Origin of the sequence: Burkholderia sp. D-99 (assembly GCF_011605345.1) — a bacterium.
Lineage (GTDB): Bacteria > Pseudomonadota > Gammaproteobacteria > Burkholderiales > Burkholderiaceae > Burkholderia.
Window position 1 is genome coordinate 192,698 of the sequence record NZ_JAAOXM010000007.1, and the last position, 23,704, is coordinate 216,401.

At 66.7% G+C, this 23,704-nt stretch carries 27 protein-coding genes; 14 read left to right on the forward strand and 13 right to left on the reverse strand.

Annotation, left to right across the window (positions count from 1 at the left end; genetic code table 11):
• The first annotated feature begins 21 nt into the window (after positions 1-21).
• Positions 22-636: a TetR/AcrR family transcriptional regulator gene (locus HAV18_RS24630; RefSeq protein ID WP_166960997.1), complete on the forward strand. Its 615-nt coding sequence runs from the start codon at positions 22-24 to the stop codon at positions 634-636.
• Between the two features lie 43 nt (positions 637-679).
• On the opposite strand, the gene eco is transcribed toward HAV18_RS24630, so the two are convergent.
• Positions 680-1,180: a serine protease inhibitor ecotin gene (gene eco / locus HAV18_RS24635; protein WP_166961000.1), complete on the reverse strand. Its 501-nt coding sequence runs from the start codon at positions 1,178-1,180 to the stop codon at positions 680-682.
• A gap of 143 nt (positions 1,181-1,323) precedes the next feature.
• On the opposite strand from eco, the gene HAV18_RS24640 reads away from it, so the two are divergent.
• Positions 1,324-1,638 (forward strand): hypothetical protein, encoded by a 315-nt coding sequence (locus HAV18_RS24640; RefSeq protein WP_034190701.1) that lies wholly within the window; start codon positions 1,324-1,326, stop codon positions 1,636-1,638.
• A gap of 180 nt (positions 1,639-1,818) precedes the next feature.
• Here HAV18_RS24640 and HAV18_RS24645 read toward each other — a convergent pair whose 3' ends face one another.
• Complete coding sequence (locus tag HAV18_RS24645; RefSeq protein WP_129512691.1) at positions 1,819-2,220, reverse strand: hypothetical protein; 402 nt, start codon at positions 2,218-2,220, stop codon at positions 1,819-1,821.
• A gap of 117 nt (positions 2,221-2,337) precedes the next feature.
• On the opposite strand from HAV18_RS24645, the gene HAV18_RS24650 reads away from it, so the two are divergent.
• Both HAV18_RS24650 and HAV18_RS24655 read left to right on the forward strand, forming a co-directional pair.
• Positions 2,338-2,718 (forward strand): DUF5594 family protein, encoded by a 381-nt coding sequence (locus tag HAV18_RS24650; protein WP_166961003.1) that lies wholly within the window; start codon positions 2,338-2,340, stop codon positions 2,716-2,718.
• Positions 2,719-2,877: 159 nt separating this feature from the next.
• The gene (locus tag HAV18_RS24655) at positions 2,878-4,245 is read left to right on the forward strand and encodes an MFS transporter (RefSeq protein WP_166961006.1); all 1,368 of its coding nucleotides are present in this window, start codon (positions 2,878-2,880) and stop codon (positions 4,243-4,245) included.
• 33 nt (positions 4,246-4,278) lie between these two features.
• Here the strand turns inward: HAV18_RS24655 and HAV18_RS24660 are convergent, their stop codons facing one another.
• The 3 genes from HAV18_RS24660 to HAV18_RS24670 all read right to left on the reverse strand — a co-directional run bounded on the left by HAV18_RS24660 (position 4,279) and on the right by HAV18_RS24670 (position 6,625).
• On the reverse strand, positions 4,279-4,872 hold the full coding sequence (locus HAV18_RS24660; RefSeq protein ID WP_166961009.1) for an AAA family ATPase: 594 nt from the start codon (positions 4,870-4,872) through the stop codon (positions 4,279-4,281).
• The gene (otsA, locus tag HAV18_RS24665; RefSeq protein ID WP_166961012.1) at positions 4,865-6,286 is read right to left on the reverse strand and encodes an alpha,alpha-trehalose-phosphate synthase (UDP-forming); all 1,422 of its coding nucleotides are present in this window, start codon (positions 6,284-6,286) and stop codon (positions 4,865-4,867) included. The genes HAV18_RS24660 and otsA overlap by 8 nt, the downstream gene beginning before the upstream one ends.
• 141 nt (positions 6,287-6,427) lie before the next feature.
• The gene (locus tag HAV18_RS24670) at positions 6,428-6,625 is read right to left on the reverse strand and encodes a hypothetical protein (RefSeq protein ID WP_043189690.1); all 198 of its coding nucleotides are present in this window, start codon (positions 6,623-6,625) and stop codon (positions 6,428-6,430) included.
• A 288-nt stretch (positions 6,626-6,913) separates the two neighbouring features.
• Here HAV18_RS24670 and HAV18_RS24675 point away from each other — a divergent pair, with 288 nt between their 5' ends.
• Positions 6,914-7,465: a hypothetical protein gene (locus tag HAV18_RS24675; RefSeq protein WP_166961015.1), complete on the forward strand. Its 552-nt coding sequence runs from the start codon at positions 6,914-6,916 to the stop codon at positions 7,463-7,465.
• On the forward strand, positions 7,462-7,956 hold the full coding sequence (locus tag HAV18_RS24680; RefSeq protein WP_166961018.1) for a hypothetical protein: 495 nt from the start codon (positions 7,462-7,464) through the stop codon (positions 7,954-7,956). The genes HAV18_RS24675 and HAV18_RS24680 overlap by 4 nt, the downstream gene beginning before the upstream one ends.
• A gap of 122 nt (positions 7,957-8,078) precedes the next feature.
• Here the strand turns inward: HAV18_RS24680 and HAV18_RS24685 are convergent, their stop codons facing one another.
• The 3 genes from HAV18_RS24685 to HAV18_RS24695 all read right to left on the reverse strand — a co-directional run bounded on the left by HAV18_RS24685 (position 8,079) and on the right by HAV18_RS24695 (position 11,958).
• Positions 8,079-8,549 carry a hypothetical protein gene (locus HAV18_RS24685; protein WP_166961021.1) on the reverse strand — a complete coding sequence of 157 codons (471 nt, stop codon included), beginning with the start codon at positions 8,547-8,549 and terminating at the stop codon, positions 8,079-8,081.
• A gap of 291 nt (positions 8,550-8,840) precedes the next feature.
• The gene (locus HAV18_RS24690) at positions 8,841-10,178 is read right to left on the reverse strand and encodes an AAA-associated domain-containing protein (protein WP_166961023.1); all 1,338 of its coding nucleotides are present in this window, start codon (positions 10,176-10,178) and stop codon (positions 8,841-8,843) included.
• A gap of 22 nt (positions 10,179-10,200) precedes the next feature.
• On the reverse strand, positions 10,201-11,958 hold the full coding sequence (locus HAV18_RS24695; protein WP_166961025.1) for an ABC transporter permease subunit: 1,758 nt from the start codon (positions 11,956-11,958) through the stop codon (positions 10,201-10,203).
• Positions 11,959-12,467: 509 nt separating this feature from the next.
• Here HAV18_RS24695 and HAV18_RS24700 point away from each other — a divergent pair.
• On the forward strand, positions 12,468-12,734 hold the full coding sequence (locus HAV18_RS24700; protein ID WP_027786765.1) for a hypothetical protein: 267 nt from the start codon (positions 12,468-12,470) through the stop codon (positions 12,732-12,734).
• Between the two features lie 42 nt (positions 12,735-12,776).
• Here the strand turns inward: HAV18_RS24700 and HAV18_RS24705 are convergent, their stop codons facing one another.
• Both HAV18_RS24705 and HAV18_RS24710 read right to left on the reverse strand, forming a co-directional pair.
• A complete protein-coding gene (locus HAV18_RS24705) occupies positions 12,777-14,093 on the reverse strand; it encodes an ATP-binding protein (protein WP_166961027.1) in 1,317 nt (438 codons plus the stop codon).
• Entirely contained in the window at positions 14,077-14,802 is a 726-nt protein-coding gene (locus HAV18_RS24710) for a response regulator (RefSeq protein WP_021158495.1), read from the reverse strand. The genes HAV18_RS24705 and HAV18_RS24710 overlap by 17 nt, the downstream gene beginning before the upstream one ends.
• 224 nt (positions 14,803-15,026) lie before the next feature.
• Between HAV18_RS24710 and HAV18_RS24715 the strand changes: the two genes are divergently transcribed.
• Positions 15,027-15,578: a periplasmic heavy metal sensor gene (locus tag HAV18_RS24715; protein ID WP_166961029.1), complete on the forward strand. Its 552-nt coding sequence runs from the start codon at positions 15,027-15,029 to the stop codon at positions 15,576-15,578.
• A gap of 69 nt (positions 15,579-15,647) precedes the next feature.
• On the opposite strand, the gene HAV18_RS24720 is transcribed toward HAV18_RS24715, so the two are convergent.
• Entirely contained in the window at positions 15,648-16,343 is a 696-nt protein-coding gene (locus HAV18_RS24720) for a pirin family protein (RefSeq protein WP_166961031.1), read from the reverse strand.
• Positions 16,344-16,711: 368 nt separating this feature from the next.
• Here HAV18_RS24720 and HAV18_RS24725 point away from each other — a divergent pair, with 368 nt between their 5' ends.
• The 4 genes from HAV18_RS24725 to HAV18_RS24740 all read left to right on the forward strand — a co-directional run bounded on the left by HAV18_RS24725 (position 16,712) and on the right by HAV18_RS24740 (position 19,921).
• Complete coding sequence (locus tag HAV18_RS24725; RefSeq protein WP_166961033.1) at positions 16,712-17,494, forward strand: ABC transporter substrate-binding protein; 783 nt, start codon at positions 16,712-16,714, stop codon at positions 17,492-17,494.
• Positions 17,495-17,723: 229 nt separating this feature from the next.
• Positions 17,724-18,413: an ABC transporter permease gene (locus tag HAV18_RS24730; protein ID WP_011352852.1), complete on the forward strand. Its 690-nt coding sequence runs from the start codon at positions 17,724-17,726 to the stop codon at positions 18,411-18,413.
• Positions 18,410-19,123 (forward strand): ABC transporter permease, encoded by a 714-nt coding sequence (locus tag HAV18_RS24735; RefSeq protein ID WP_166961035.1) that lies wholly within the window; start codon positions 18,410-18,412, stop codon positions 19,121-19,123. The genes HAV18_RS24730 and HAV18_RS24735 overlap by 4 nt, the downstream gene beginning before the upstream one ends.
• An 18-nt stretch (positions 19,124-19,141) precedes the next feature.
• Complete coding sequence (locus tag HAV18_RS24740) at positions 19,142-19,921, forward strand: ABC transporter ATP-binding protein (RefSeq protein WP_166961038.1); 780 nt, start codon at positions 19,142-19,144, stop codon at positions 19,919-19,921.
• A 65-nt stretch (positions 19,922-19,986) separates the two neighbouring features.
• Here HAV18_RS24740 and HAV18_RS24745 read toward each other — a convergent pair whose 3' ends face one another.
• The gene (locus HAV18_RS24745) at positions 19,987-20,484 is read right to left on the reverse strand and encodes a GNAT family N-acetyltransferase (protein WP_166961041.1); all 498 of its coding nucleotides are present in this window, start codon (positions 20,482-20,484) and stop codon (positions 19,987-19,989) included.
• A gap of 133 nt (positions 20,485-20,617) precedes the next feature.
• Here HAV18_RS24745 and HAV18_RS24750 point away from each other — a divergent pair, with 133 nt between their 5' ends.
• Both HAV18_RS24750 and HAV18_RS24755 read left to right on the forward strand, forming a co-directional pair.
• A complete protein-coding gene (locus tag HAV18_RS24750) occupies positions 20,618-21,544 on the forward strand; it encodes a LysR family transcriptional regulator (RefSeq protein WP_166961044.1) in 927 nt (308 codons plus the stop codon).
• Between the two features lie 563 nt (positions 21,545-22,107).
• Positions 22,108-23,187: a porin gene (locus HAV18_RS24755; RefSeq protein ID WP_166961047.1), complete on the forward strand. Its 1,080-nt coding sequence runs from the start codon at positions 22,108-22,110 to the stop codon at positions 23,185-23,187.
• Between the two features lie 136 nt (positions 23,188-23,323).
• Here the strand turns inward: HAV18_RS24755 and HAV18_RS24760 are convergent, their stop codons facing one another.
• Positions 23,324-23,662 (reverse strand): P-II family nitrogen regulator, encoded by a 339-nt coding sequence (locus HAV18_RS24760; protein WP_006398637.1) that lies wholly within the window; start codon positions 23,660-23,662, stop codon positions 23,324-23,326.
• Between the last annotated feature and the right edge of the window lie 42 nt (positions 23,663-23,704).

The following is a 23,704-nucleotide window of genomic DNA, read 5'->3' on the forward strand; positions in this document are numbered from 1 at the left end:
ATCGACGAAGGAACGGACGCAATGGCTGAACGAGGCCGACCGAGAAGCTTCGACAAGGAAGCGGCGCTGGAACGCGCGATGGAGGTGTTCTGGCGCCTCGGCTACGAAGGCGCGTCGATGACCGACCTGACGGCCGCGATGGGCATCGCATCGCCGAGCCTGTATGCGGCGTTCGGCAGCAAGGAAGCGTTGTTCCGGCAGGCGCTCGATCACTACCGCGCAACGGAAGGAAAGGAAATCTGGGGTGGCGTCGAGCAGGCCGGCAGCGCGCACGACGCCGTGCGGAACTACCTGATGGATACCGCACGCGTGTTCACGCGGCGGTCGAAGCCGGCCGGCTGCCTGGTCGTGCTGTCGGCGCTGCACCCGGCCGAGCGTTCCGATACGGTTCGGCAAACGCTGATCGCGATGCGCGAGGGCACGGTCGAGAGTCTGCGCGAGCGCCTCAGGCAAGGTGTCGCGACCGGCGAGATCGCAAAACAGGCAAACCTCGACGCGATCGCGCGGTACTACGTGACGGTCCAGCAGGGCATGTCGATCCAGGCGCGCGACGGTGCGAGCCGTCGCGACCTGGAGGCCGTCGCGATGGCTGCACTAGCTGCATGGCCAGCGCTCGTCGGTACGGGCGGCGCGTAGTAGCAGAACGCCGATTGCAGCCGCACGCGGCCGCGCCGGCAGGTTACTGCTTTGCAGCGTGCTGCACGTCCTTCGACGCATGCCACACGCGATAGCGCACCTCGAAACCGTCCGGCACGTAGACGACGAGCGGCAGGCGGCTGTTGTAGCGCAGCAGCTGACCATCGCCGCGTACCTGCACGAACCGTTGCTGCGGCGCCTGCCCCGGGCACGCCATCAGCGTCGATGCCGGCCCCTTCACGTCGGTGAGCTGGTAGTACGTATAGCCCCAGCCCTTCACGTCCTCGGCGCTCAGCTCGCCGCCGAACCACTGCTGGTTGCAGTCGGTCTGCAACGTCTTGCCGATCATCAGCTCGACGCGCGCATCGCCTTCGTTCTCGAGCGCGGGCAGCGCGATCACGACGCGCTGCTGGCCGGCGGCTGCCTGCGGGAACATCTTGATCGACTCGGCCGGCACGGCAGGCGCCGATGCAGGCCCGGCCACGCAGGCGGCGGCAGTCGTCACGCAGAAGGCGGCCAGCGCGGCCCGGATCGCGAATTTCATCGATGTGCTCCTGAAAAACAAATGAGCCCCGGATGCTAACACTTTCGTCGCACGACCTTACGGCGCTGTAATTTGACGACACAATTGCAAACAGCTGGCAATCCCCTTGCGCGGTACTTATAGGGGAACCAACGGAGAACATCATGCTGAAGCTCATTGCTGCCGCCGGCGTCGCGACCTTGCTGGCCGGCTGCGTCGTCGCCCCGGATGCCGGATACGGCTACGGGCAGCCCTACTATTCCGATCCTGGCTACGCATACGCGCCGTCCCCCGTGTACGGCACGGTCAATATCTGGGGCGGTGGCGGCGGGCGCGACTGGGATCGCGGCCGGCGCGATTACCACCGTTGGGACGGCGATCGTGGCAACCGCGGCAATGGCTGGGGACGCGGCGGACGCCGCGGCGACTGGAATGATGGCGGCGGGCGCGGTGACGGAGGCGGCGGCCATCGTCACTGACGCGCATTTGCAACCGTTTGTATCCGCGCACGGCCCACCGACGGCCGGCGCGTCACGCAGACGAACGGACGGCCGCACAAAAGGCAAAGGCCCTCGCATGAAGCGAGGGCCTTTTGTCGTCCGGTGCGGCGAAGCGAACGCCGGCGGCGCCGGCCGTTCACGCGTCACGCATCCGCCCGCTTACCAGCCGGCCGGTTGCGCGTAGCCGCCCGATACGGGCGCACCGCACACATACGCGCGCTGGTAGCGGTCGTAGCAATAGTTCGGGCCGTCGTCCTGGTACTGCGCCTGCTGGTAGGTCGGATAGGCAGGCTGCTGGTACGCGGGGGCCTGGTAGTACGTCGGCGGCTGATAGGCCGGTGCCTGGTACGCGGGCGCCTGATAGGCAACGGGCGGATTCATCGCGGACGTCACGATCGCGCCCAGCACCGCGCCGCCGATCAATGCGCCGATGACGGCACCGCCGTCGTGACCATGCGCAGACGCCGGACCCGCCACGGCAAGCGAACCGGCGAGGACACACACTGCGGCAATTTTTTTCATGATGGACTCCCACGCGAAGTGGTACTGGATGCGATGCATTGTGGCGGCACGCGGCCGTAATAGATGCAGCAAGTGGTAACGCGCGATTACCGCTATCACGCACACCGAAATGCGGTGCCGCCATGCTACGATTTTCGGCATACAGGAGACGCCGTCATGCAGCCCGAAACCGCCCACCGTTTCGATACCGAATTCGCCCCGCGCATCGCGCACGCGATCGCCGCCTTCTTCACCGATCACGTACTGACCGACGTCGTCCCGTATGGCGGCCACGGGCACCCGACGCGCGTGCAGATCCGCAGCGCGCCGCACGAGCATGTCAGCGGCTTCGAGCATCCGCTGAACCTCGAACTGACCTGGGACACCGACGAAATCGAGCGGCTGATGGAGCCGGACGGCCGGCAGCGCTTCGAGCACTACCTGGCCGCACTGCCGAAAAAGCTGGGTGCATGGGAAGGCGCGCGCGACATCGATCTCCTGTCACGCACGCAGGCCGACCCGCTCGTGCGGCTCGGCGGCCTCGACTTCGAAGGCTGAGTGCCGGCGTCGCGCCATGCGGCCCGGTGATACACTCGACCGGCCCCGCTCCGGTGCAGTTGCGCCGGCCGGGACGCTCATCGCCGCCTCCACCCTTGCGCATGGTTGTGTACGCAACCGGCAACCGGGCGCGCGGACAACCACGCATTTGCTCCCGCCATGAACGCCGACATCGGCCTGCCGCTTCCACAACGCTACTGGGCGATTCTCTGCGTCGCACTGGGCATCACGCTCGCCGTGCTCGATGGCGCCATCGCGAACGTCGCGCTGCCGACGATCGCGCGCGACCTGCACGCGTCCGACGCCGGATCGATCTGGATCGTCAACGCGTACCAGCTCGCGGTCACGATCACGCTGCTGCCGCTTGCTTCGCTCGGCGAGCGCATCGGCTATCGCCGCATCTATATCGCGGGGCTCGCGCTGTTCACCGCGGCGTCGCTCGGTTGCGCGCTCGCCGGCTCGTTGCCGATGCTGGCCGTGATGCGCGTGATCCAGGGTTTCGGTGCGGCCGGCATCATGAGCGTGAACGCGGCGCTCGTGCGGATGATCTATCCGTCGTCGATGCTCGGGCGCGGGCTGTCGATCAACGCGATGGTGGTGGCGTTGTCGTCGGCGATCGGGCCGACGGTCGCATCCGCGATCCTGTCGTTCGCATCGTGGCCGTGGCTGTTCGCGGTCAACGTGCCGATCGGCATCGCCGCGGTAATCGGCAGCCTGCGCGCGCTGCCATCCAACCCGCTGCACGATGCGCCGTACGATTTCCCGAGCGCACTGATGAACGCGTGCGTGTTCGGGCTGCTGATCACGGCGGTCGACGGGCTCGGTCACGGTGAAGGCCATGCGTACGTCGCGGCCGAGCTGGCCGTCGCGTTCGTCGTCGGCTACTTCTTCGTGAAGCGCCAGCTGTCGCAACCGGCGCCGCTACTGCCCGTCGACCTGATGCGCATCCCGATGTTCGCACTGTCGATCTACACGTCGATGGCGTCGTTCACGTCGCAGATGCTCGCGTTCGTCGCGCTGCCGTTCTGGCTGCAGAACTCGCTCGGCTTCTCGCAGGTCGAGACGGGCCTCTACATGACGCCGTGGCCGCTCGTGATCGTGTTCGCCGCACCGCTCGCGGGCGTGCTGTCGGATCGCTATTCGGCAGGCATCCTCGGCGGAATCGGGCTCGCACTGTTCGCGGCCGGGCTGCTGTCGCTCGCGACGATCGGCGCGCACCCGGGCACCGTCGACATCGTGTGGCGGATGGCGCTGTGCGGTGCAGGCTTCGGGTTGTTCCAGTCGCCGAACAACCGCGCGATGCTGTCGTCGGCGCCGCGCGAACGCAGCGGTGGCGCGGGCGGCATGCTGAGCACCGCGCGGCTGACCGGCCAGACGCTCGGCGCCGCGCTCGTCGCGTTGATTTTCGGGCTCGTCCCCGATCGCGGGCCGACGATTGCGCTCTATGTCGCCGCGGCATTCGCGGCGGTGGCCGCGATCGTCAGCATGCTGCGCATCGCGTCGCCGCGACCGGACGCGGTGACCTGACACCGCCGCACGCCGCACGCAGATCCCCGCGCGTCATTCGGCGTCGAGCGCATCCATCACGAAACGCATGCGCGCCTGCACACTCACGCGCGGCAGTTCGATCAGCCAGTAGCCATATGACGTGTAGCACTCGACCATCGCGTCATAGGTGCGCAAGGCTTCCGCGAAATCCTGCCGACGCTCGGTGTCCTGTGCATAGATGTCCGGCCACGGCGGCGCGATGAACACGCGCCGGTGATAGCGGAAACGGCGCGCCGCGGCCTCCGCATGCGCGGGCACGGCCAGCCCCGTCAGCCGCAGATAGCCGATCACGTCCGGCACGCCACGATCGAAGAACACGGGCCCGCGCGCATGCTGCGCGAGATCGTACGAGCGCATCTCCCAGCTCAGCATCAGCTCGGCAAACGCGGCCGGGTCGCGCCACGGCAACGCCTGACCGTCGATCGCCATCTGGTCGCGGATCACGCCGCGCCCGGCTTCCTGCGAGCGCGCGTAACCGGCGTGCTCGAGCGCATCGAGCAACGTGCTCTTGCCCGAACCCGGGCCACCGGTCACGACGAGGAAGCGGCGGGTGGCGTCGTCGATCGCGTCGTCCTCCGCGCCGGGCCCCTGTACGATCTCACGCATGCACGGCCCGCCGGCCTGCGCGCCGCGTGACCGACGCGGCGGCCGCGACACTGCGCAAGTCGGCGACGAACGTATCGCGCCAGACCGACAGGTCGTTCCCGCGCAGCCGCGCGAGGTTTTCCTCATGACGCGCCTGCCGCTCCGCGAGCGGCATCGACAGCGCACGCTCGAGCGCCTCGGCCATCTGCGACAGGTCGTACGGATTGACGAGGAGCGCGCCGGTCAGTTCGGCCGCCGCGCCCGCGAACTCCGACAACACGAGTACGCCCGGATCGGCCGGATCCTGCGACGCGACGTACTCCTTCGCGACGAGATTCATCCCGTCGCGCAACGGCGTCACGTAGCCGACCTGCGACATCCGGAAGAACGCCATCAGCAGGTTGCGCTCGTACTTGCGGTTCAGGTACTGGATCGGTGTCCAGTCGAGCTGCGAGAAGCGGCCGTTGATGCGGCCGGCCTCGCCTTCGAGCGTTTCGCGAATGTCCTGATAGGTCTGCACGTCGGAACGCGTGGGTGGTGCGATCTGCAGGAGCGACACGCGCCCCTGCCAGCCCGGCGCGTTCGCGAGCATCCGCTCGAACGCCTGGAAGCGCTCGACGAGCCCCTTCGAATAATCGAGGCGGTCGACGCTCATCACCAGCTTGCGGCCGTCGAGCGCCTCGCGCAGCATCTTCACCGGCTTGCGCGCGCCGTACTGGACGGCCGCCTGCGCGATCGCGTCGGGATGGACGCCGATCGGATAGGCGGCGACCTTCACGACGCGACCGTGCGCATGCAGCATCCCGTCGTCGCTCGCCGCGCCGATCCCGCGCCGCTCGATGTAATCGGTAAACGCCTGCTTGTCGGCCTCGGTCTGGAAGCCCGCGACGTCGTACGCGCACATGAACTTCACGAGCTCCTCGTGCGGCGGCACGAGACGCAGCATGTCGGGCGACGGAAACGGTATGTGCAGGAAGAAGCCGATCGGGTTCGTCACGCCGAGCTCGCGCAGGTAATGCGCGAACGGCAGCAGGTGATAGTCGTGCACCCAGATCAGGTCGTCGGGGCGCAGCAATGCGGCGAGCTGCTTCGCAAGCATCGCGTTCACGCGCAGATAACCCGCGTACTCCTGGCGGTCGAAGCGTGCGAGATCGCCGCGGTAATGGAACACCGGCCACAGCGTCGCGTTCGAGAAGCCGCGGTAATACTGGTCGTAGTCGCGCCGGGTCAGCCCGACCGTCGCGTAGGTGACGTTGCCGTCCCGCTGGATCGCGGGCCCGGTGTCGGGTGTGCCGACGATCTCGCCATTCCAGCCGAACCAGACGCCGCCCGTTTCCTTCAGCGCGTCCATCACGCCGACCGCCAGGCCACCGGCGCTCGGGCGCGTGTCCTCGCCGGCGGCGACACGGTTCGATACCACGATCAATCTGCTCATGCGGCTTCCCCTCCTCGATTCGATTGGCTGGCGCACGGCGCGCGCCAAGGCGGACACGGCTGCCCGAAGGCGACCGTGCGGCGATTCAGACGTGAGAAATGCAGGTGTGAAAGGCAGCGGCGGAATACGGCGGCAACGACATCAGGCGTCCTGCTCCTGACCGAGATCCCGCTGATAGTCGAGCCCTTCCGGGCGGGCGCCGCCCTGGTTGTGATCGCCGTCGGACGGCGTCTCGCCGGGCGCGCCGGCAGGCGGTGCCGATGGCGCGTCGGTCTGCGGACGCGGGCGGTCTGCGCCTGCATCGGGCGGCCGGGGCGAAAACCGTTTCGAACGGCGCATGGCCGGGTGTCTCATGTGCGGCGCGGCCCGAGGCCGTCGTAGAAACATTCCATAACTGAAAAGTCTAGGTCGCTTCCTTGCACGCCAAAGTAACAATTACCTTCAATTTGTAACGTTTCGACCCCGCACGATCCACGTGTCCGACAATAGCGCCGCGCGCACGCGCGCGGCATGCCGTCCGGCGATTTGTCAAAGCTTTGCAGTTTTCCTATGACAATTGCGAAACAATGACGCGGCATGAGGGCGCGCATGCGTTGCCGCTCACCCAGACAGGACTTGCACTCAGGGATGAACATTCGTTTCGAATCGCCGCGCCGGGCCATCTCGGCGCGCATCGTGCTGGCCGCGATCGCCACGGCCGCACTGCTGTCCGGCTGCAACTCGCTGTACAGCGAGGGCGCGACAGCCGGCGCCGGTATCGCGGGCGCCGCGATCGCCTCCAAGGTCACCAACAACGCCGCCGCGGCGACGGGCATCGGCCTCGGCGCCGTCGCCGGCGCGCGTGCGGGCGTCCAGTACACGCAGCGCGTCGCACACCGTTACACACAGGAACAGATCGCGAAGGCAGCCGGCCCGCTCGACGTAGGCGGCGTCGCGCCGTGGTCGACGCACCACTCGTTCCCGATCGAGGACGACGAGCAGGGCCGCGTGACGGTCAGCCGGATGATCAGTGTCGGCCCGCTCGACTGCAAGGAAATCGTGTTCGCCGTCGACACGCCCGCGAAAGCCGACAAGGCCGCGCAATCCGCGTTCTACGTCGCCACGATCTGCCGCGACGGCCCCGCGTGGAAATGGGCGTCGGCGGAACCGGCGACCGAACGCTGGGGCGCGCTGCAATGAGCGTCGCAATCCGTATCGCGGCCATCGGCGCGCTTTGCGCGGCGGCGGCCACGCTGTCGGGCTGCGGGTCGGTCGGCGCGGCGAGCGGCGCGCTTGCCGGCGCCGCGACGGGCCTCGTCACCGCGAACCCGGCGGTCGGCATCGGCGTCGGGATTGCCGTGCAGGCCGCGACCGACGAAGCCGTCAACCGCACGATGAAGCAGCTCCATCAGAACCAGCAGGACGCGATCGCGAAGGTAGTCGGCAGCCTGGCCGTCGGCGAAGTGAAGCCGTGGAAGGTGAAGAACACGCTGCCGCTGGAAAACGGCGAAGGCGAGGTGCGCGTCGCGCGCGCGTACTCGTCGGCACTCGCGTTGTGCAAGGAATTCGCGTTTTCGGTGAAGGACGGCGACAAGGCCGACTGGTATTTCGCGAACGCGTGCCAGCAAGGCACGCACTGGAAGTGGGCGTCGGCGGAACCGGCGGTCGATCGGTGGGGGAATTTGCAGTAAGGAGGCCGTGCGCATCATGCGGGCAGACCCCGCTGCCCCGGACTTCGCGCGGGACGCCACATCACCCTGCCCTTGATCGCGGCGGACAATGCATCGTCCGGATTCCGGAAAATCGATCCGACTCAGCGGACGGCTTTCCCGATCAGATCGCTCAGGTAGCGCTCCAGCACGCTGAACCGGACGATCGACGCATTCCGCCTCGTCGGATGCGGACTCGCCGCGGCCCTGACGTCGACCGGCAAATCATCCCTCAGCCACATCTCCGGAATGTGCAACCTGGTGTACGTTCCGCCCGCGATTTCCTCAAGAACCATGTGTCCGCGCCACGGATACTCGCCGAACGACCCGGATCGTGCGCTGACGAACATGAGGGCACGCTCCCCGACCTGCAGCGGTACGTTACCCCAGGTCGGCGGACCGCCGACGAACTCGAGCTCAGCCCCGAGATGGTCCGGTGCAATGCCCTTTCCAGTGGAATAGAGGTGTTCGACCTGAGCACGAAACACTTGTGGGCGTGGAGAATCGAGAACGGATACAAGCACCAGATCGTACTGTTCCGCGGCGACCGCATACAGCCCCGTCTTCTCGCTCATGGGCACCTTTTGGATCGCTGACGAGGTTCGAAGGCATCGAATCGGCCCTGCAATCGACAGGATTCGTTGCACCAGCCTCCGGCACTTGCCTGCCAGCCTGTCAGCGCATCGGCGATGCGCGTCACCGGCAAACGTCCCGGCCGCGACGGACTCAGTGCCTTTTGCTCTGCCAACGAACCGGGCGCCCGTCGCCGGCGCCAGGGACAAGCCGCGCTCGCATCGACACGAAGCGGTCGAATGAAACCGCGAAACCGGCATTCAGGCGATGTGGGCCCGAATGCCCCGCCGGCTTCAGGACTCGACGTCCTCGAGACTGAAAATCTCGGTCTGGTCGTTGTACGAGAAGATCTCGCCATAACGACCCCAGTCGATCACCGCGTCGAGCGTTTCCTCGGCGGCACCGTCCGACAGGGAATCCTCCAGCTCCTGCTCGAAGCGCACACGCGGCGCGCGATGGCCGGGGCGCTCGTTCAGCACCTTCTTGATCCGCGCGGCCAGCGGCACGTGCTTCAGCAGGTGATCCGCGAACATCAGCTTGCGCTCCTGCGTGCCGAATTCCGCGAACACGCGCCCCGGCGGCGTCAGGAACACGTCCCCTTCCCGCACGTCCGCGAAGCCGAGGTATTGCAGCACTTCGGCGATCGGGAACAGGTCGTCGACCTCGAGGTGCAGCGTGCGAGCGATTTCCGGCATGTCCGCACGGCCGTGGTACGGCGCCATCGCGAGCGTTTCGATCAGGCCGGCCATCAGGTTGGTCGACACCTGCGGCAGCCAGCTGCCGAGCTCCAGCCCCTTCTTCGTCGCCTCGCCGGTCTGGCGGGCCGTCATCTTCGCGTAGATGTCGTCGACCAGCTTGCGGAACGCCGGGTCGAGCCGGTTGCGCGGATGCTTGAACGGCACCTTGATCTCGGCGATCACGCGGCCCGGGTTCGACGACAGCACGAGGATCCGGTCGCACATGAACACGGCTTCCTCGATGTTGTGCGTGACGATCAGCACCGACTTGATCGGCATGCGGCCCTGCGTCCACAGGTCGAGCAGGTCGGTACGCAGCGTCTCGGCGGTCAGCACGTCGAGCGCGGAAAACGGCTCGTCCATCAGCAGGATCGTCGGATCGACGACGAGCGCACGCGCAAAGCCGACGCGCTGGCGCATGCCGCCCGACAGCTCGCGCGGGTACGCGTTTTCGAAACCGTCGAGACCGATCAGGTCGATCGCGGCGAGCGCACGCTCGCGCCGCTCGCGTGCGCCGACGCCGAGCGCCTCGAGGCCGGCTTCCACGTTCTGCAGCACGGTGAGCCACGGGAACAGCGCGAAGGTCTGGAACACCATCGCGACGCCTTCGGCCGGGCCGCTCAGCGGCTTGCCGAGGTAGGTCACTTCGCCGCCGGTCGGCTCGATCAGGCCGGCAATGATGCGCAGCAGCGTCGACTTGCCCGAGCCGGAACGGCCGAGCAGCCCGACGATTTCGCCTTCGCGCAGCGACAGGTTCGCATCGTCGAGCACGAGCAGCTCGCCCTGCGTCTTGTTGAAGCCGCGACAGACGTGATCGACGCGCAGGATTTCCTCACCGAGGCGCGGCGGCTGGTTCGTCTGGACGGGGGCGTTTACAGCATTCGGATTTTGCATCGCGTTTCGCTCTCAATCGGTCTCAGTCGAGCCGCAGCTTCGCTTCGGCGAAGGCATACAGCGGACGCCACAGCAGGCGGTTGAACAGGGTGACGAACAGGGACATCACGGCGATGCCCAGGATGATCTTCGGAAAATCGCCGGCGGCGGTGGTCTGTGCGATATAGGCACCGAGGCCATGCGCCTCGATCTTGGTATTGCCCCACTGCACGGCTTCCGACACGATGCTCGCGTTCCACGCGCCGCCCGATGCCGTAATGGCACCGGTCACGTAGTACGGGAAGATGCCGGGCAGGATCGCCTGCCGCCACCACTGCCAGCCACGGATGCGGAAGTTCGTCGCCGCTTCGCGATAGTCGTTCGGGTAGGACGTCGCACCGGCGATCACGTTGAACAGGATATACCACTGCGTGCCGAGCACGATCAGCGGCGACAGCCAGATATCGGGGTTCAGGTGGAAGCGCGCGATCACGATCACGAACGCCGGGAACAGCAGGTTGGCCGGGAACGCGGCGAGGAACTGCGCGAGCGGCTGCAGTTTCTCGGCGAGCCGGGGGCGCAGCCCGATCCACACGCCGATCGGCACCCAGATCACCGACGCAATCGCGATCAGCACGACCACGCGCAGCAGCGTGATGAGCCCGAGCACGACCACATGGCCGACCTCGGGCATCGTCACGCCGGTCGACACGAAGCTGATGACGCGCCACACGATATAGGCCGTGCCGATCAGCACGAGAATGGCCCACGCGATGTCGACCGTGCGCGACGCCTTCTTCTCGACTTTCGGCAGCGTGAAGCGCATCGCGCCGGACAGCGGCAGGCGCAGCGGAATCCGCGCGGCCTTTGCAAAGAACCAGCCGGCCGGCACGAGCAACTGATGGATCAGGCGCGTACGGCGGACGAGGTCGAGCAGCCAGGATTGCGGTGCATCGCCCGACGCGGTGTTCTCCATCCGGAACTTGTCGGCCCACGCGATGAGCGGGCGGAACAGGAACTGGTCGTACGCGAGGATCACGACCGTCATCGTGAGGATCACCCAGCCGATCGCGCCGAGGTTCTTGTCCGAGATCGCCTGCGCGAGATACGCGCCGATCCCCGGCAGCGTGATGGTCTGGTTGCCGACGGTGATCGCTTCCGACGCGACGACGAAGAACCAGCCGCCCGACATCGACATCATCATGTTCCAGATCAGGCCCGGCATCGAGAACGGCACCTCGAGCTTCCAGAAGCGCTGCCAGGACGTCAGGTGGAAGCTCCGCGACACTTCGTCGAGATCGCGCGGCACCGTGCGCAGCGACTGGTAGAAGCTGAACGTCATGTTCCACGCCTGGCTCGTGAAGATCGCGAAGATCGCCGCGAGCTCGGCGCCGAGCACGCGGCTCGGGAACAGCGCGAGGAAGAACGTGACCGTAAACGAGATGAAGCCGAGCACCGGCACCGACTGCAGGATGTCGAGGATCGGGATCAGCACCATGCCGGCACGCCGGCTTTTGGCGGCAAGCGTGCCGTAGACGAGCGTGAACGCAAGCGACGCGACCATCGCGGCGAGCATCCGCAGCGTCGTACGCAACGCGTATTCGGGCAGGTTCGACGGGTCGAGCGAGATCTTCTGCGTCTGCAGGACACCGATCGGCGCCATCGTTTCGTGGAAGCCGACGATTGCCATCGCAAGCAGGCAGATGATCAGCGGAAACGCGATGAAGTCCCACCGGTTCGGCAGAACGCGCCACGCGGACGCGTTGGCGGTCCGGTTCGGATTGAAGAATCCGACGTCCATCAGGCGCCCTCCCCGGTAAGGCCGAACGAAGCCGGCAGTCGATGTTGATTCATGGCAAAGCGCACGGGTGCGGTAATTCGATTGACTGACGATCGCGCGCGAGCGCGATGCGCCGTGCGTGCATGCGCTGCCGCGCCCCGGACGAGTCGGGCCGCGACGGCACGACACTACACCAACCTGTATTTCAGGTACAACCGTCCGGGAACGGCTCAGGCGGCGCACGGATCGTGCCTGGCGCATGGGCGGATGGCGGGTGCGCGGTACGCGCAGCCCGGCCGCAGTCCTTCGGCGGGCATGCAGGCCCGAATTATGCCGTGATCCGGCCCGGCCGGGAACCCGCCAGCTGCACGCTCGCGCAAACCATGTCGGGCGTCACCAGCCGGATACGACTAAGCGGGTATGATCAGGGCTGGCCCTCGGGGCCTGTTGCGGCCGTTCTGATGGCGACGCATGCGCGTTCCCGATGTCAACAGGCCCTGGGGATCGATCGACGAGCGGGAGGAAAGGGAATGGCAGGAAACTTGGTGATCGTCTGCCGCGATCAGGATGCCGACGCGTTCTACGAATTGATGCAGGAGTATGGGTCGTTCCAGACACGGCTGTCGTCGACGGCGTGGTACCTGAACATGAACGTCGTGCCTGAATCGCTGCAGGAAGAAATCCTGGAGCGCCTCGGCCGGTATACGACCGTCTACATCTTCGAGGCCACCAGCGTGACCTACAACACCATCGACAGCAACGCGGCCGAGACGCTCGGCACGCTGTTCGGCGAATGATGCCGCGCGGCGCCAGCCCGGCCGGGCTGGCGCCGCAGCCGCTTATGCGGCCTGTGCGTGAGGTTCGTCCTTCGGCACGACCTCGAACGGAAACGTCATCGCGACGCGCAGGCCGCCTTCGGGGCGGTTGCCGATGTCGCACGCCCCGCCCAGCCTGAGTACGAGCCGCTCGACGATCGCCAGCCCGAGCCCGCTGTGGCCGTTCCCGCCGCGCGCGGGGTCGAGCCGCACGAACGGCCGTGTAGCCGCCGCGAGGTCGCGTGGTGCGATCCCGCCACCGCTGTCGCTGACCGACAACACATAGCCGGTCGGCGTGCGTGCCGTCTCGACGAACACGGGCGGCGCACCGTACGCATGCGCGTTGTCCAGCAGGTTCGACAGGATCCGGTCGAGCGTCGCCGTCGGCAGGCGGAAACCCGGATCGGCGTCGAGCCGGGTCTGGACCGTCGGCGCGTTCGGCGCGACAGCGCGATAGCTGCGTGCAATCCGCTCGCACGCCTGATCGACCGGCACCGGTTCGCTGCGATCGGAACCGCCGTGTGCAAACACCAGAAATTGATCGACGATGTGCGACATCGAATCGACGTCGCGCACGACGCCGTCGCGCAACCGGACGTCGTCCATCATTTCCGCCCGCAGCCGCATCCGCGCAAGCGGCGTGCGCAGGTCGTGCGCCACGCCCGCCAGCATCACCGCGCGGTCGCTCTCGGCCTGCGACACCTGTTCCACCATCTGGTTGAAGCCGTGCGTGAGCTGGCGCAGCTCGCGCGGGCCGCGCTCGCGCAGCGGCGGCACCGGCTGGCCGCGGCCGAAGCGCGCGACCGCACGCGCCAGCGAACGCAACGGCTGCTGCAGCTGCCAGGCGGCGAACAGCGCGGCGATCACGCCGGCCGAGAAGATCGTGCCGAGCCACAGCAGCATCCGGTCGAGCGAGCGCGGCGGCCGCAGCGGCTGCACCGGCACCACGATCCAGTTGCGGTCGGTCGGCTCCTTCACCCACAGCACCGGCGGATGGCCGGGCGCGCCGATCTCGACGCGCGTGCCGGGCGGCATCCGCTCGCTCACGTCGTCGCGGAACCGCTTGAGCGCCGCCGGCAGGCTCGACGGGTCGCCATTCGGCACGTCGGCGCTGCCCGGCGTCACGAGCCGCACACGCGACGGCAACGGCTGGTCAGGCGTGCGCTCGACGTGCTGGCGCACGGCGTCGACCAGGAACGCGGCCTCTTCGACCGCGTAGCGCGTCTGCATCTGGCTGCGCTCGAGCCGCATCGCGAAAAACCACGCGAAGTGCGACAGGAGCAGGACACCGACGACGAGCAGCGCCAGCCGCCCGAACAGTGAATCAATGGGTTTGCGCATGGGCCTCGCCGTCGGGCACGAACACGTAGCCGCGCCCGCGAACCGTCTGGATGAAGCGCGGCGTCGACGGATCCGTTTCGAGGATGCGGCGCAGGCGCCACACCTGCACGTCGATGCCGCGGTCGGTACCGTCGTACTCGGGCCCGTGCAGCAGCTCGAGCAGCCGCTCGCGGGTGAGCGTGCGCAGCGCATGGTTCACGAAGATCTTCAGCAGCGCGAATTCGCTGCTCGACAGCGTGGCCGGCTTGCCGTCGACCGACAGCGTACGCGCCTGGAAGTCGAGCACGAAGCGGCCGAACCCGAACGGCTCGCGCTGTTCGGGCGCCGCCGCCGACGGCGTCGCGCGGCGGCGGCGCAGCACGGCCTGCACGCGCGCGAGCAGCTCGCGCGGGTTGAACGGCTTGCCGAGGTAATCGTCCGCGCCGAGCTCGAGCCCGACGATGCGGTCGACGTCGTCCGCACGCGCGGTCAGCATGATCACGGGGATGTCGTCGCCGGCCGCGCGCAACTGGCGCAGCGCGGTCAGGCCGTCGACGCCCGGCATCATCAGGTCCAGCACGATCAGGTCGGGCCGCTCGCGCTCGAGACGCTTCTCGAGCGTCGCCGCGTCGTGCAGCACGGACACTTCCATCCCCTGGCGCACGAGATAGTCGCGCAGCAGGTCTCGGAGTTCTTGGTCGTCGTCGACGATGAGGATCTGGGTAGTCATGGCTCGAAGTTTACCGCGCGAGGGCGGAGTCAAAGAACGAAACAAAGGGACGAAAGGGTTACTGCGGGTTACGGCGCAAGGGAACTGTAATGCGCGGTAACCCGACCACCTCCCCACGTAACACCGGCGGCGGCCTGCCTCGCTAACCTGCGTCTTACCGGATGCGGTACACGGCCTTCCCGGCACCGCATCGCCGGACCCTTTGGATACAAGGAGTTTCTGAAATGTATAAGAAGACTTCCCGCGTGGCCATCGCGGCCGCCACTGTGCTCGCTCTCGCATTCGGCACCGCGCACGCCGCGCAGCCCAACGACATGCCGCCTCCGGGCGGCCCCGGCGCCCACCAGATGCACGGCGGGCACGACGGCGGCCCGTTCGGCGTGATCATGAAACTGCACGACCAGTTGAAGCTCAACGCGTCGCAGGAACAGCAATGGCAGACGGCCATCAACACGATGAAGCAGAACCGTGAGGCGATGCGCAAGAGCCACGAGCAGATGCGCGAGCAGTTCAAGGCGCAGCAGAACCAGCCGATCCTCGACCTGAGCGCAATGCACGCCGCGCGCCAGCAGGCCGAGCAGCAGAACGCGCAACTGCGCGAGCAGACGTCCGCCGCGTGGCTCACGTTCTACAACGGGCTGAACGACCAGCAGAAGACCACGGTCAGCACGGCGCTCAAGCAGCAGTTCGCGAAGATGGAACAGCGCCACGAGAAGATGAAGGAGCGCTGGCAGCAGCATCGCGCGGCCAAGGCCGCGTCGGCACCGGCGCAGTAAGCCGGCGGGCCGCTCCCCGGAGCGGCATCGAAGGGGACGCGGGCACCGGCCCGCGTCCCCTTTTGCGTTTCAGGCGACGTCGAACAGCAGCACCTCGGCCGCACGGCCTCGTGCGAACGCCACCGCGTCCACGCCGCCGATCCGCACGCCGTCACCCGCGGCCAGCGCGCGGCCGTTCACCTCGACGTCGCCGCGCACCACGTGCACGTAGGCGCGGCGCCCGGCCGGCACATCGAATGCCGCCGCCTCGTCGCCGTCGATCAGCCCCGCGAAAATACGTGCGTCCGCACCGAGCGGCAGCGCGCCGCCGCCGCCGTCCGGCGCCGCGACGAGCCGCAGCCGCCCGCGCTTCTCCTCGTCGGCAAAGCGCGTCTGCACGTAGCCGGGCCGGCCGCCCGACCCGGCCGGCGCGAGCCAGATCCGCAGCAGGCGCAACGGCTGGTCACACGACGCATTGGTTTCGCTCAGCATGACGCCGGTGCCGGCGCTCACGCGCTGCACGCCGCCCGCACGCACGATTGCCCCGTTGCCGAGGCTGTCGCGATGCGCGAGCGCGCCGCCGAGCACGCAGGTGACGATTTCCGCATCCCGGTACGGCCGCATCCCGTAGCCGCGGGTCGGCGCGATGCATTCCTCGTTCAGTTCGCGCAACGCGCCGAAGCCCGGCGCCCCGCTCCGGCCGGACGCACAAGGAAAGCTGTGAAGAAATTCGTGCCAGCCATGGCTGCGCTGGTCGCGATCGGCGGCACGGCGGATCTGGAACATGGAACGGGCACTCCGTGAGATGCGTTGTTCTGGCATGCCGTCACTGTATGAGTGTGCCAATCGCGCCACAATCCACCGCCTGCGCACCGCATCGTTGCACCTGCGGATGCAATCAACGCAATGCGCATTGCGAATACGACGATTAGCGCAACAGCCGGATCAATGCGTCGAAGAATCGATCGATCGCACCGGATTGCCGTTTTCCGGATATCGCGTTCGGGTAAAATACCGGCCTTTTGGCGTTCGCCCTTCCGGCGGCGCCATCGCCAGAGCGCCGATCGGCGAATTTTGGCCGTCTAGAATACGCCGCGGCGCCCGGTCCCACCGGCCGCGAGCGCTCCCGGAAAGTCAGCAACAGAAGGATGGAAATGAAGAAGGCCGCCCTGTGCGCCGCCCTCGCCCTCGTGGCGGGCAGCGCCTTCGCGAAGGAGTGGAAGACCGTGCGGATCGGCGTCGATGCCAGCTACCCGCCGTTCGAGTCGACCGCGCCGAGCGGCGAGATCGTCGGTTTCGACGTCGATCTCACCAAGGAAATCTGCAAGCGGATCAACGTGAAATGCGTGTGGGTGGCGCAGGATCTCGACGGGGTCATCCCGGCGCTGAAGGCGAAGAAGTACGACGTCATCGTGTCGTCGCTGACGGTCACGGACAAGCGCCGCGAGCAGATCGATTTCTCCGACAAGGTGTACGACGCGCCGGCGCGCATGATCGCGAAGACCGGCTCGCCGCTGCTGCCGACGATCGCATCGCTGAAGGGCAAGCGCGTCGGCGTCGAGCAAGGCTCGACGCAGGAAACCTACGCGAAGGCGTACTGGGAACCGCAGGGCGTGACCATCATCCCTTACCAGAACCAGGACCAGGTCTATGCCGATCTCGGCTCGGGCCGCCTCGACGCGACGCTGCAGGACGAACTGCAGGCCGACTACGGCTTCCTGCGCACGCCGCGCGGCAAGGGCTTCGCGTTCGCCGGGCCGGAAGTGAAGGATCCGAAGACGATCGGCGACGGCACCGCGATCGGCCTGCGCAAGGAAGATACGGACCTGAAGCTCAAGATCAACAAGGCGCTGGCCGACATGCACAAGGACGGCACGTACGACCGGCTGTCGCACAAGTATTTCGCGTTCAGCGTCTATTCGGCTTCGGCCCGCTGAGCGCCGAAAAGAAGAGACAACGGATGCGGGGGCGGCCCCGTGTCCGGGCAGTACAGGCAGTCGACCACGCGCCGCCCGCCCCCTTGCCCGCCGCTCGCGCGACGGGCTGGCCCGGCACCGATGCCGGGGCGGACGGTCATGATACGCACGGGGCGTTCCGCGCAGCTTGGCGGGCGCGTCTTTCGCGGCGCACCGCGTGCGCCCTAAGGGACCACACCAGGGACCACATATGTTTCTACAAGGTTACGGCCCGCTGATCCTCGCTGGCACCTGGCAAACCGTCAAACTGGCGGTGCTTTCGCTTGCGCTGTCGTTCCTGCTGGGGCTGCTCGGCGCGGGCGCGAAGCTGTCGCGCAACCGCTTCACGAGCGGCGTCGGCACCGTCTACACCACGCTGATCCGCGGCGTACCCGACCTCGTGCTGATGCTGCTGCTGTTCTACAGCCTGCAGATCTGGCTGAACATGGCGACCGACGCGCTCGGCTGGGACCAGATCGACATCGATCCGTTCCTCGCAGGCGTGCTCGTGCTCGGCTTCATCTACGGCGCGTACTTCACCGAGACGTTCCGCGGCGCGTTCCTGTCGGTGCCGCGCGGCCAGCTCGAGGCCGGCAGCGCGTACGGGATGACAAACTGGCAGGTGTTCACGCGGATCATGTTCCCGCAGATGATGCGCTTCGCGTTGCCGGGCATCGGCAACAACTGGCAGGTGCTCGTGAAGTCGACCGCGCTCGTGTCGATCATCGGCCTGGCCGACGTCGTGAAGGCATCGCAGGACGCCGGCAAGGGCACGCTGCGGTTCTTCTTCTTCACGCTGATCGCGGGCGCCGTCTACCTCGCGATCACGACGATCTCGAACTTCGTGCTGATGTGGCTCGAAAAGCGCTACTCGACCGGCGTCCGCAAGGCTGACCTATGATCGAACTCATCCAAGAATACTGGCGCAACTATCTCTACACCGACGGCTATCGCATCACCGGTGTCGCGATCACGCTGTGGCTGCTGGTCGTGTCGATCGGCCTCGGCTTCTGCCTGTCGGTGCCGCTCGCGGTCGCGCGCGTGTCGAAGAAGAAGTGGCTGTCGAGCGCCGTGTGGCTCTACACGTACGTGTTCCGCGGCACGCCGCTCTACGTGCAGCTGCTGCTCTGCTACACGGGCCTCTACAGCCTGCAGGCCGTGCGCGGCACGCCGATGCTCGACGCGTTCTTCCGCGACGGGATGCACTGCACGCTGCTCGCGTTCACGCTGAACACCTGCGCGTACACCACCGAGATCTTCGCGGGCGCGATCAAGGCGACGTCGTACGGCGAAATCGAAGCCGCGCGCGCGTACGGGATGACGCCGTTCACGATGTATCGCCGCGTGATCCTGCCGTCGGCGCTGCGCCGCGCGCTGCCGCTGTACAGCAACGAAGTGATCCTGATGCTGCACGCGACCACCGTCGCGTTCACCGCGACCGTGCCGGACATCCTGAAAATCGCCCGCGACGTGAACTCGGCGACCTACATGTCGTTCCATGCGTTCGGCATCGCCGCCCTGCTCTACCTCGTGATCTCGTTCACGCTCGTGTGGCTGTTCCGCCAGGCCGAGCGTCGCTGGCTCGCGTATCTGCGCCCGCAAGGCAAGTAAGTTTTCGCAGGACTATTGATGAATTCCCAGACTCAGAAGCTTTTCGTCGACGATCTGCACAAGCGGTACGGCGACAACGAGGTGCTCAAGGGCGTGTCGCTGAAGGCGAACTCGGGCGACGTGATCAGCGTGATCGGCTCGTCCGGCTCCGGCAAGAGCACGATGCTCCGCTGCATCAACTTCCTCGAGCAGCCGAATGCGGGCCGCATCGTCGTCGACGGCGAGGAAGTGCGCACGACGCCCGACAAGTCGGGCGCGCTGCGCGCGGCCGATACGAAGCAGCTGCAGCGCGTGCGTACCAAGCTGTCGATGGTGTTCCAGCACTTCAATCTCTGGTCGCACATGAACGTGATCGAGAACGTGATGGAAGCGCCCGTGAACGTGCTCGGCATCCCGAAGAAGGAAGCCGAGGAGCGCGCGCGCGCGTATCTCGAGAAAGTCGGCCTCGCACCGCGCGTCGAGAAGCAGTATCCGTCGCACCTGTCCGGCGGCCAGCAGCAGCGCGTGGCGATTGCGCGCGCGCTGGCGATGCATCCGGACGTGATGCTGTTCGACGAACCGACGTCGGCACTCGACCCGGAGCTGGTGGGCGAAGTGCTGAAGGTGATGCAGAAGCTCGCCGAGGAAGGCCGCACGATGATCGTCGTCACGCACGAGATGGGCTTCGCGCGCAACGTGTCGAACCACGTGATGTTCCTGCACCAGGGCCGCGTCGAGGAAGAAGGCGTGCCGTCCGAGGTGTTTGCCCACCCGAAGAGCGAACGCCTGCGCGGGTTCCTGTCCGGCAGCCTCAAGTAACGCTCGCCGCACGAGCGGGCGCCCGCGGTTCGCCGCGCGGCGCCCGTTTTGCGTTTACGTGGCGTTCATGCGGCGCTCACCGGCGCGCTGTCGGCAAACGCGCGCAACTCATCACCCGCGAGCCGGTAACGCACCCATTCGCTCTGCGGCGCCGCGCCGACGCTTTCGTAGAAGCGGATCGCCGGCTCGTTCCAGTCGAGCACGCTCCACTCGAAACGCCCGCAGCCCGACTCGACCGCGATCCGCGCAAGCGCCTTCAGCAGTCGCAGCCCGGCGCCCGCGCCGCGAAAACGCGGCGACACGTACAGGTCCTCGAGATACAGCCCCTGCCGGGCGAGCCACGTCGAATACGAGAAGAAATACACGGCGAAGCCGGCCGGCTCGCCGTCGACCTCGCAGATCAGCGCGCGCGCCGGCGATCCGTCGCCGAACAGGCTGCGCTCGAGCGACGCGGGCGTCGCGACCACTTCGTGCTCCGCCTTCTCGTAGACGGCCAGTTCGGTAATGAAACGCAGGATCAGCGGCACGTCGGCGACGGTGGCGGAACGAATGTCGATTTGCACGGGATGAGCCCTCCTACGGCCCGGACTTGAAACGGAAAGCGGCGCCGCGCAACCGCGCTGGCGCCAATCAGACCGTCATGCTACGTTCACGCGGTGCCTGCAGGAAGTGCAGTTTCTTCATCCGGACCTGAACATGATGCATCCAGACCTGCGCCGTCTCGACCTGAACCTGTTGCTCGTGTTCGACGCGCTGTACCGCCACCGGTCGGTCGCGGCGGCCGCGCACGAGCTCGCGTTGAGCCCGTCCGCATTGAGCCACGCGCTCGCACGGCTGCGCGACGCGATCGGCGATGCTCTGTTCGTGCGCCTCGGCAACGAGATGCAGCCGACCGTGCGCGCCGACGACATCGCCACCTGGGCCGGCGACGCGCTCGACGCGATGTCGAAGGGGCTCGCCCGCGCGCGCCGCTTCGATCCCGCGCAAAGCGACCGCACGTTCGTGTTCGCGGCGACCGACTACACGGCATTCGCGGTGCTGCCCGCGTTTCTCGCGCGCATCCAGCATGTCGCGCCGCGGTTGCGGATCCGCGTCGTGCATTCCGACCGGAAGATTTCCGTCGACGAACTCGCGGCCGGCCGCATCGATTTCGCGCTCGGCTACCACGAGGAATCGGCGGCCGACGCGCCGGGCATCGAGGACTTCGACTGGTTCTCCGACGACTACGTCGTGATCGCGAGCGCCGCGCATCCGGACATCCACCGGCGGCTGACGCTCGACCAGTACCTGGCGGCACGCCACGTGGTCGTCACGCCATGGAACGAGTCGCGCGGCGTCGTCGACCATGTGCTCGACCGGCTCGGCCTCGCGCGGCAAGTCGCCGTGCAGTTGCCGACCGTGCTGGCCGCGCCGTTCGTGATCGCGGAATCCGCGCTGCTGATGACCGTGCCGAACCGTGCCGCGCAGGCGCTGCGGCACGCGGCGCCGATCCGCATCTTTCCGGCGCCGTTCGAGATCCCGCGCTACACCGTGAAGGTCTACTCGCACGCGAAGCATGCGCGCACCGACGCGCATCGCTGGATTCGCGCGCAGTTGCTCGAAGCGAGGCCGGAGCCGGCCTGACCGAAGCGCGCCGTTGCATCGCGTTGCGCGTTGCCGGGCCGGTGCTACAGGCTCCGGCCGGCGACGTCCGGTGGCCAACCATTCATTACGAAATACTTACCAATTCTTCATGTCAGGCGCTTACGCCCGCGCCCCCCGCAGCGTCAATAGTGGCAATCCTTGACCCCTGTTTGCGAAAGTCGTGTCTCCCTTGTGGGACAAGGGTTTTCCGTTAATTGCAAACCCTTGGCGCACCTGTTGCCCACCGTGTTGCATGGCAATTTGACGACAGGTGTTAGTCAAACAACGATTTCCATCGCCACAAAATTGTATTTTTGCTAAATTAGTAACCAAAGTAGCAAAACGAAGTTCGTGAAATGTAGTTTAGCTTCACGACACTACAAGGAGACCCCGCAGGCCGACCCGGCTGCGCGGGACCGCTCAACGGTTTTCCGTCTGCTTGCCCGCGTGCTGCGCTTACCGGCCCTGCACGAGGTCTCCCTGGTTATCCCGCTTTTGCCCGGCGCTCGCGCTCCGGGCATCTCGTGCAGTCTGGGTTGACTTTTTGACAGGGTATGGAGGAGATGATGAAGAAAGCTTTGGTCGCGGCCGCGCTGATGGCTGCTGGGGTGGTGACGGCGCACGCGCAGAGCAGCGTCACGCTGTACGGCCGCCTGGATGCCGGCATCGAGTACATGAACGGCCTGCAAAACGGCCACCAAGTGCGCGCGGAAAGCGGTGACTGGGGCACGAGCCTGTGGGGCTTGAAGGGCACCGAGGACATCGGCGGCGGCAACAAGGTCCTGTTCCACCTCGAAGGCGCGTTCAACACGATGACGGGCGGCTTCAGCGGCTCGATCTGGGATCGTTATGCGACGGTCGGCATCTCCAACGACCGCTACGGTACGCTGCTGTTGGGTCGCGAACTCGCGATCGCCAACGGTGTGTGGGACTTCGACCCGTTCGGCCAGTCGGCCTGGTCGACGGCATCGCTGGTGCGCGGCCGCAACTGGAACAAGACCAGCAACAACGTGTCGTACCAGTCGCCGCAGTTCTACGGCCTCGACTTCTACGGCCAGTTCTCGTTCTCGAACTCGACCAGCTTCAACGGCAACACGACGGCCGGCCAACCGGGCCGCGCAATGGGCGCCCAGGTTACCTACACGAACTCGCTGTTCCAGTTGCGCGGTATCTACGACGAAACGCGCGACAGCAACGGCCGCTTCTCGGACGTGTTCAACTACTCGCGTGAATACTTCGCGGGCGTGAACGTGTTCCTCGGCCAGTTCAAGGTTCAGGCGGCCTACCAGGCCTCGCGCGCGGACGGCAGCGGCGGCCCGGCAGTGAACGCCGGCGTCACCGGCACCCAGCAGGTCTGGGGCGGCGTGACGTGGCAGGCAACGCCGGCAGCGGCGCTGATCGCGGCCGCGTACCACGTGAACGCGAACCACGGCGGCGGCAACGCGAACATCTACACGGTCGGCGGTTCGTACAACATCTCGAAGCGCACGCTGTTCGACCTGCAGGTCGCGACGGTGCGCAACAGCAAGAACGCCAACTTCGGCCTGAACGCCAACGGCGCCGGTACGGCCGTGTCGACGGGCAACCCGAATCCGGGCGGCAGCCAGACCGGCGTCTACGCCGGTATCCAGCACCTGTTCTGATCAGGCGCCGTCAAGGAACGATTCGACAACACTTTCCACGCTGCTGCGAGAGGCGCGTATCGGTGCGGTACCCAACCGGGTATCGCACCGTTTTTTATTGGCGGGGCCTGAAACGGCCCGCTGACGAATGCGGCGCTCAGACGGCCGCTTCGTTCTCTTCGCCGGTACGGATGCGAATCACGCGCTCGACATCCGACACGAAGATCTTGCCGTCGCCGATCTTGCCGGTGCGCGCCGCACCGATCACAGCGTCGATCACCTGGTCGACCTGCGCTTCCGCGACGACCACTTCGATCTTCATCTTCGGCAGGAAATCGACGACGTATTCGGCGCCGCGATACAGCTCGGTATGCCCCTTCTGGCGGCCAAAGCCCTTCACTTCCGTCACGGTCAGGCCCGTGAGACCCACTTCGGCGAGCGCTTCGCGGACTTCGTCCAGCTTGAACGGCTTGATGATGGCGGTGATGCGTTTCATGGTGGTTGTCCCCCAATGCTCGTTTGGATGAAAAATCGCGAT

Excerpts from the sequence above, each read along its gene's own strand:
- HAV18_RS24645 (WP_129512691.1), bottom strand. The coding sequence starts at position 2,220 with ATGCATCGCATCCAGTACCACTTCGCGTGGGAGTCCATCATGAAAAAA.
- HAV18_RS24640 (WP_034190701.1), top strand. The coding sequence starts at position 1,324 with ATGCTGAAGCTCATTGCTGCCGCCGGCGTCGCGACCTTGCTGGCCGGC.
- HAV18_RS24675 (WP_166961015.1), top strand. The coding sequence starts at position 6,914 with ATGAACATTCGTTTCGAATCGCCGCGCCGGGCCATCTCGGCGCGCATC.
- HAV18_RS24680 (WP_166961018.1), top strand. The coding sequence starts at position 7,462 with ATGAGCGTCGCAATCCGTATCGCGGCCATCGGCGCGCTTTGCGCGGCG.
- eco (WP_166961000.1), bottom strand. The coding sequence starts at position 1,180 with ATGAAATTCGCGATCCGGGCCGCGCTGGCCGCCTTCTGCGTGACGACT.
- HAV18_RS24735 (WP_166961035.1), top strand. The coding sequence starts at position 18,410 with ATGATCGAACTCATCCAAGAATACTGGCGCAACTATCTCTACACCGAC.
- HAV18_RS24755 (WP_166961047.1), top strand. The coding sequence starts at position 22,108 with ATGATGAAGAAAGCTTTGGTCGCGGCCGCGCTGATGGCTGCTGGGGTG.
- HAV18_RS24710 (WP_021158495.1), bottom strand. The coding sequence starts at position 14,802 with ATGACTACCCAGATCCTCATCGTCGACGACGACCAAGAACTCCGAGAC.
- HAV18_RS24655 (WP_166961006.1), top strand. The coding sequence starts at position 2,878 with ATGAACGCCGACATCGGCCTGCCGCTTCCACAACGCTACTGGGCGATT.
- HAV18_RS24670 (WP_043189690.1), bottom strand. The coding sequence starts at position 6,625 with ATGCGCCGTTCGAAACGGTTTTCGCCCCGGCCGCCCGATGCAGGCGCA.
- HAV18_RS24760 (WP_006398637.1), bottom strand. The coding sequence starts at position 23,662 with ATGAAACGCATCACCGCCATCATCAAGCCGTTCAAGCTGGACGAAGTC.
- HAV18_RS24705 (WP_166961027.1), bottom strand. The coding sequence starts at position 14,093 with ATGCGCAAACCCATTGATTCACTGTTCGGGCGGCTGGCGCTGCTCGTC.
- HAV18_RS24720 (WP_166961031.1), bottom strand. The coding sequence starts at position 16,343 with ATGTTCCAGATCCGCCGTGCCGCCGATCGCGACCAGCGCAGCCATGGC.
- HAV18_RS24695 (WP_166961025.1), bottom strand. The coding sequence starts at position 11,958 with ATGGACGTCGGATTCTTCAATCCGAACCGGACCGCCAACGCGTCCGCG.
- HAV18_RS24725 (WP_166961033.1), top strand. The coding sequence starts at position 16,712 with ATGAAGAAGGCCGCCCTGTGCGCCGCCCTCGCCCTCGTGGCGGGCAGC.
- HAV18_RS24690 (WP_166961023.1), bottom strand. The coding sequence starts at position 10,178 with ATGCAAAATCCGAATGCTGTAAACGCCCCCGTCCAGACGAACCAGCCG.
- HAV18_RS24660 (WP_166961009.1), bottom strand. The coding sequence starts at position 4,872 with ATGCGTGAGATCGTACAGGGGCCCGGCGCGGAGGACGACGCGATCGAC.
- HAV18_RS24630 (WP_166960997.1), top strand. The coding sequence starts at position 22 with ATGGCTGAACGAGGCCGACCGAGAAGCTTCGACAAGGAAGCGGCGCTG.
- otsA (WP_166961012.1), bottom strand. The coding sequence starts at position 6,286 with ATGAGCAGATTGATCGTGGTATCGAACCGTGTCGCCGCCGGCGAGGAC.
- HAV18_RS24715 (WP_166961029.1), top strand. The coding sequence starts at position 15,027 with ATGTATAAGAAGACTTCCCGCGTGGCCATCGCGGCCGCCACTGTGCTC.
- HAV18_RS24700 (WP_027786765.1), top strand. The coding sequence starts at position 12,468 with ATGGCAGGAAACTTGGTGATCGTCTGCCGCGATCAGGATGCCGACGCG.
- HAV18_RS24730 (WP_011352852.1), top strand. The coding sequence starts at position 17,724 with ATGTTTCTACAAGGTTACGGCCCGCTGATCCTCGCTGGCACCTGGCAA.
- HAV18_RS24740 (WP_166961038.1), top strand. The coding sequence starts at position 19,142 with ATGAATTCCCAGACTCAGAAGCTTTTCGTCGACGATCTGCACAAGCGG.
- HAV18_RS24685 (WP_166961021.1), bottom strand. The coding sequence starts at position 8,549 with ATGAGCGAGAAGACGGGGCTGTATGCGGTCGCCGCGGAACAGTACGAT.
- HAV18_RS24650 (WP_166961003.1), top strand. The coding sequence starts at position 2,338 with ATGCAGCCCGAAACCGCCCACCGTTTCGATACCGAATTCGCCCCGCGC.
- HAV18_RS24750 (WP_166961044.1), top strand. The coding sequence starts at position 20,618 with ATGATGCATCCAGACCTGCGCCGTCTCGACCTGAACCTGTTGCTCGTG.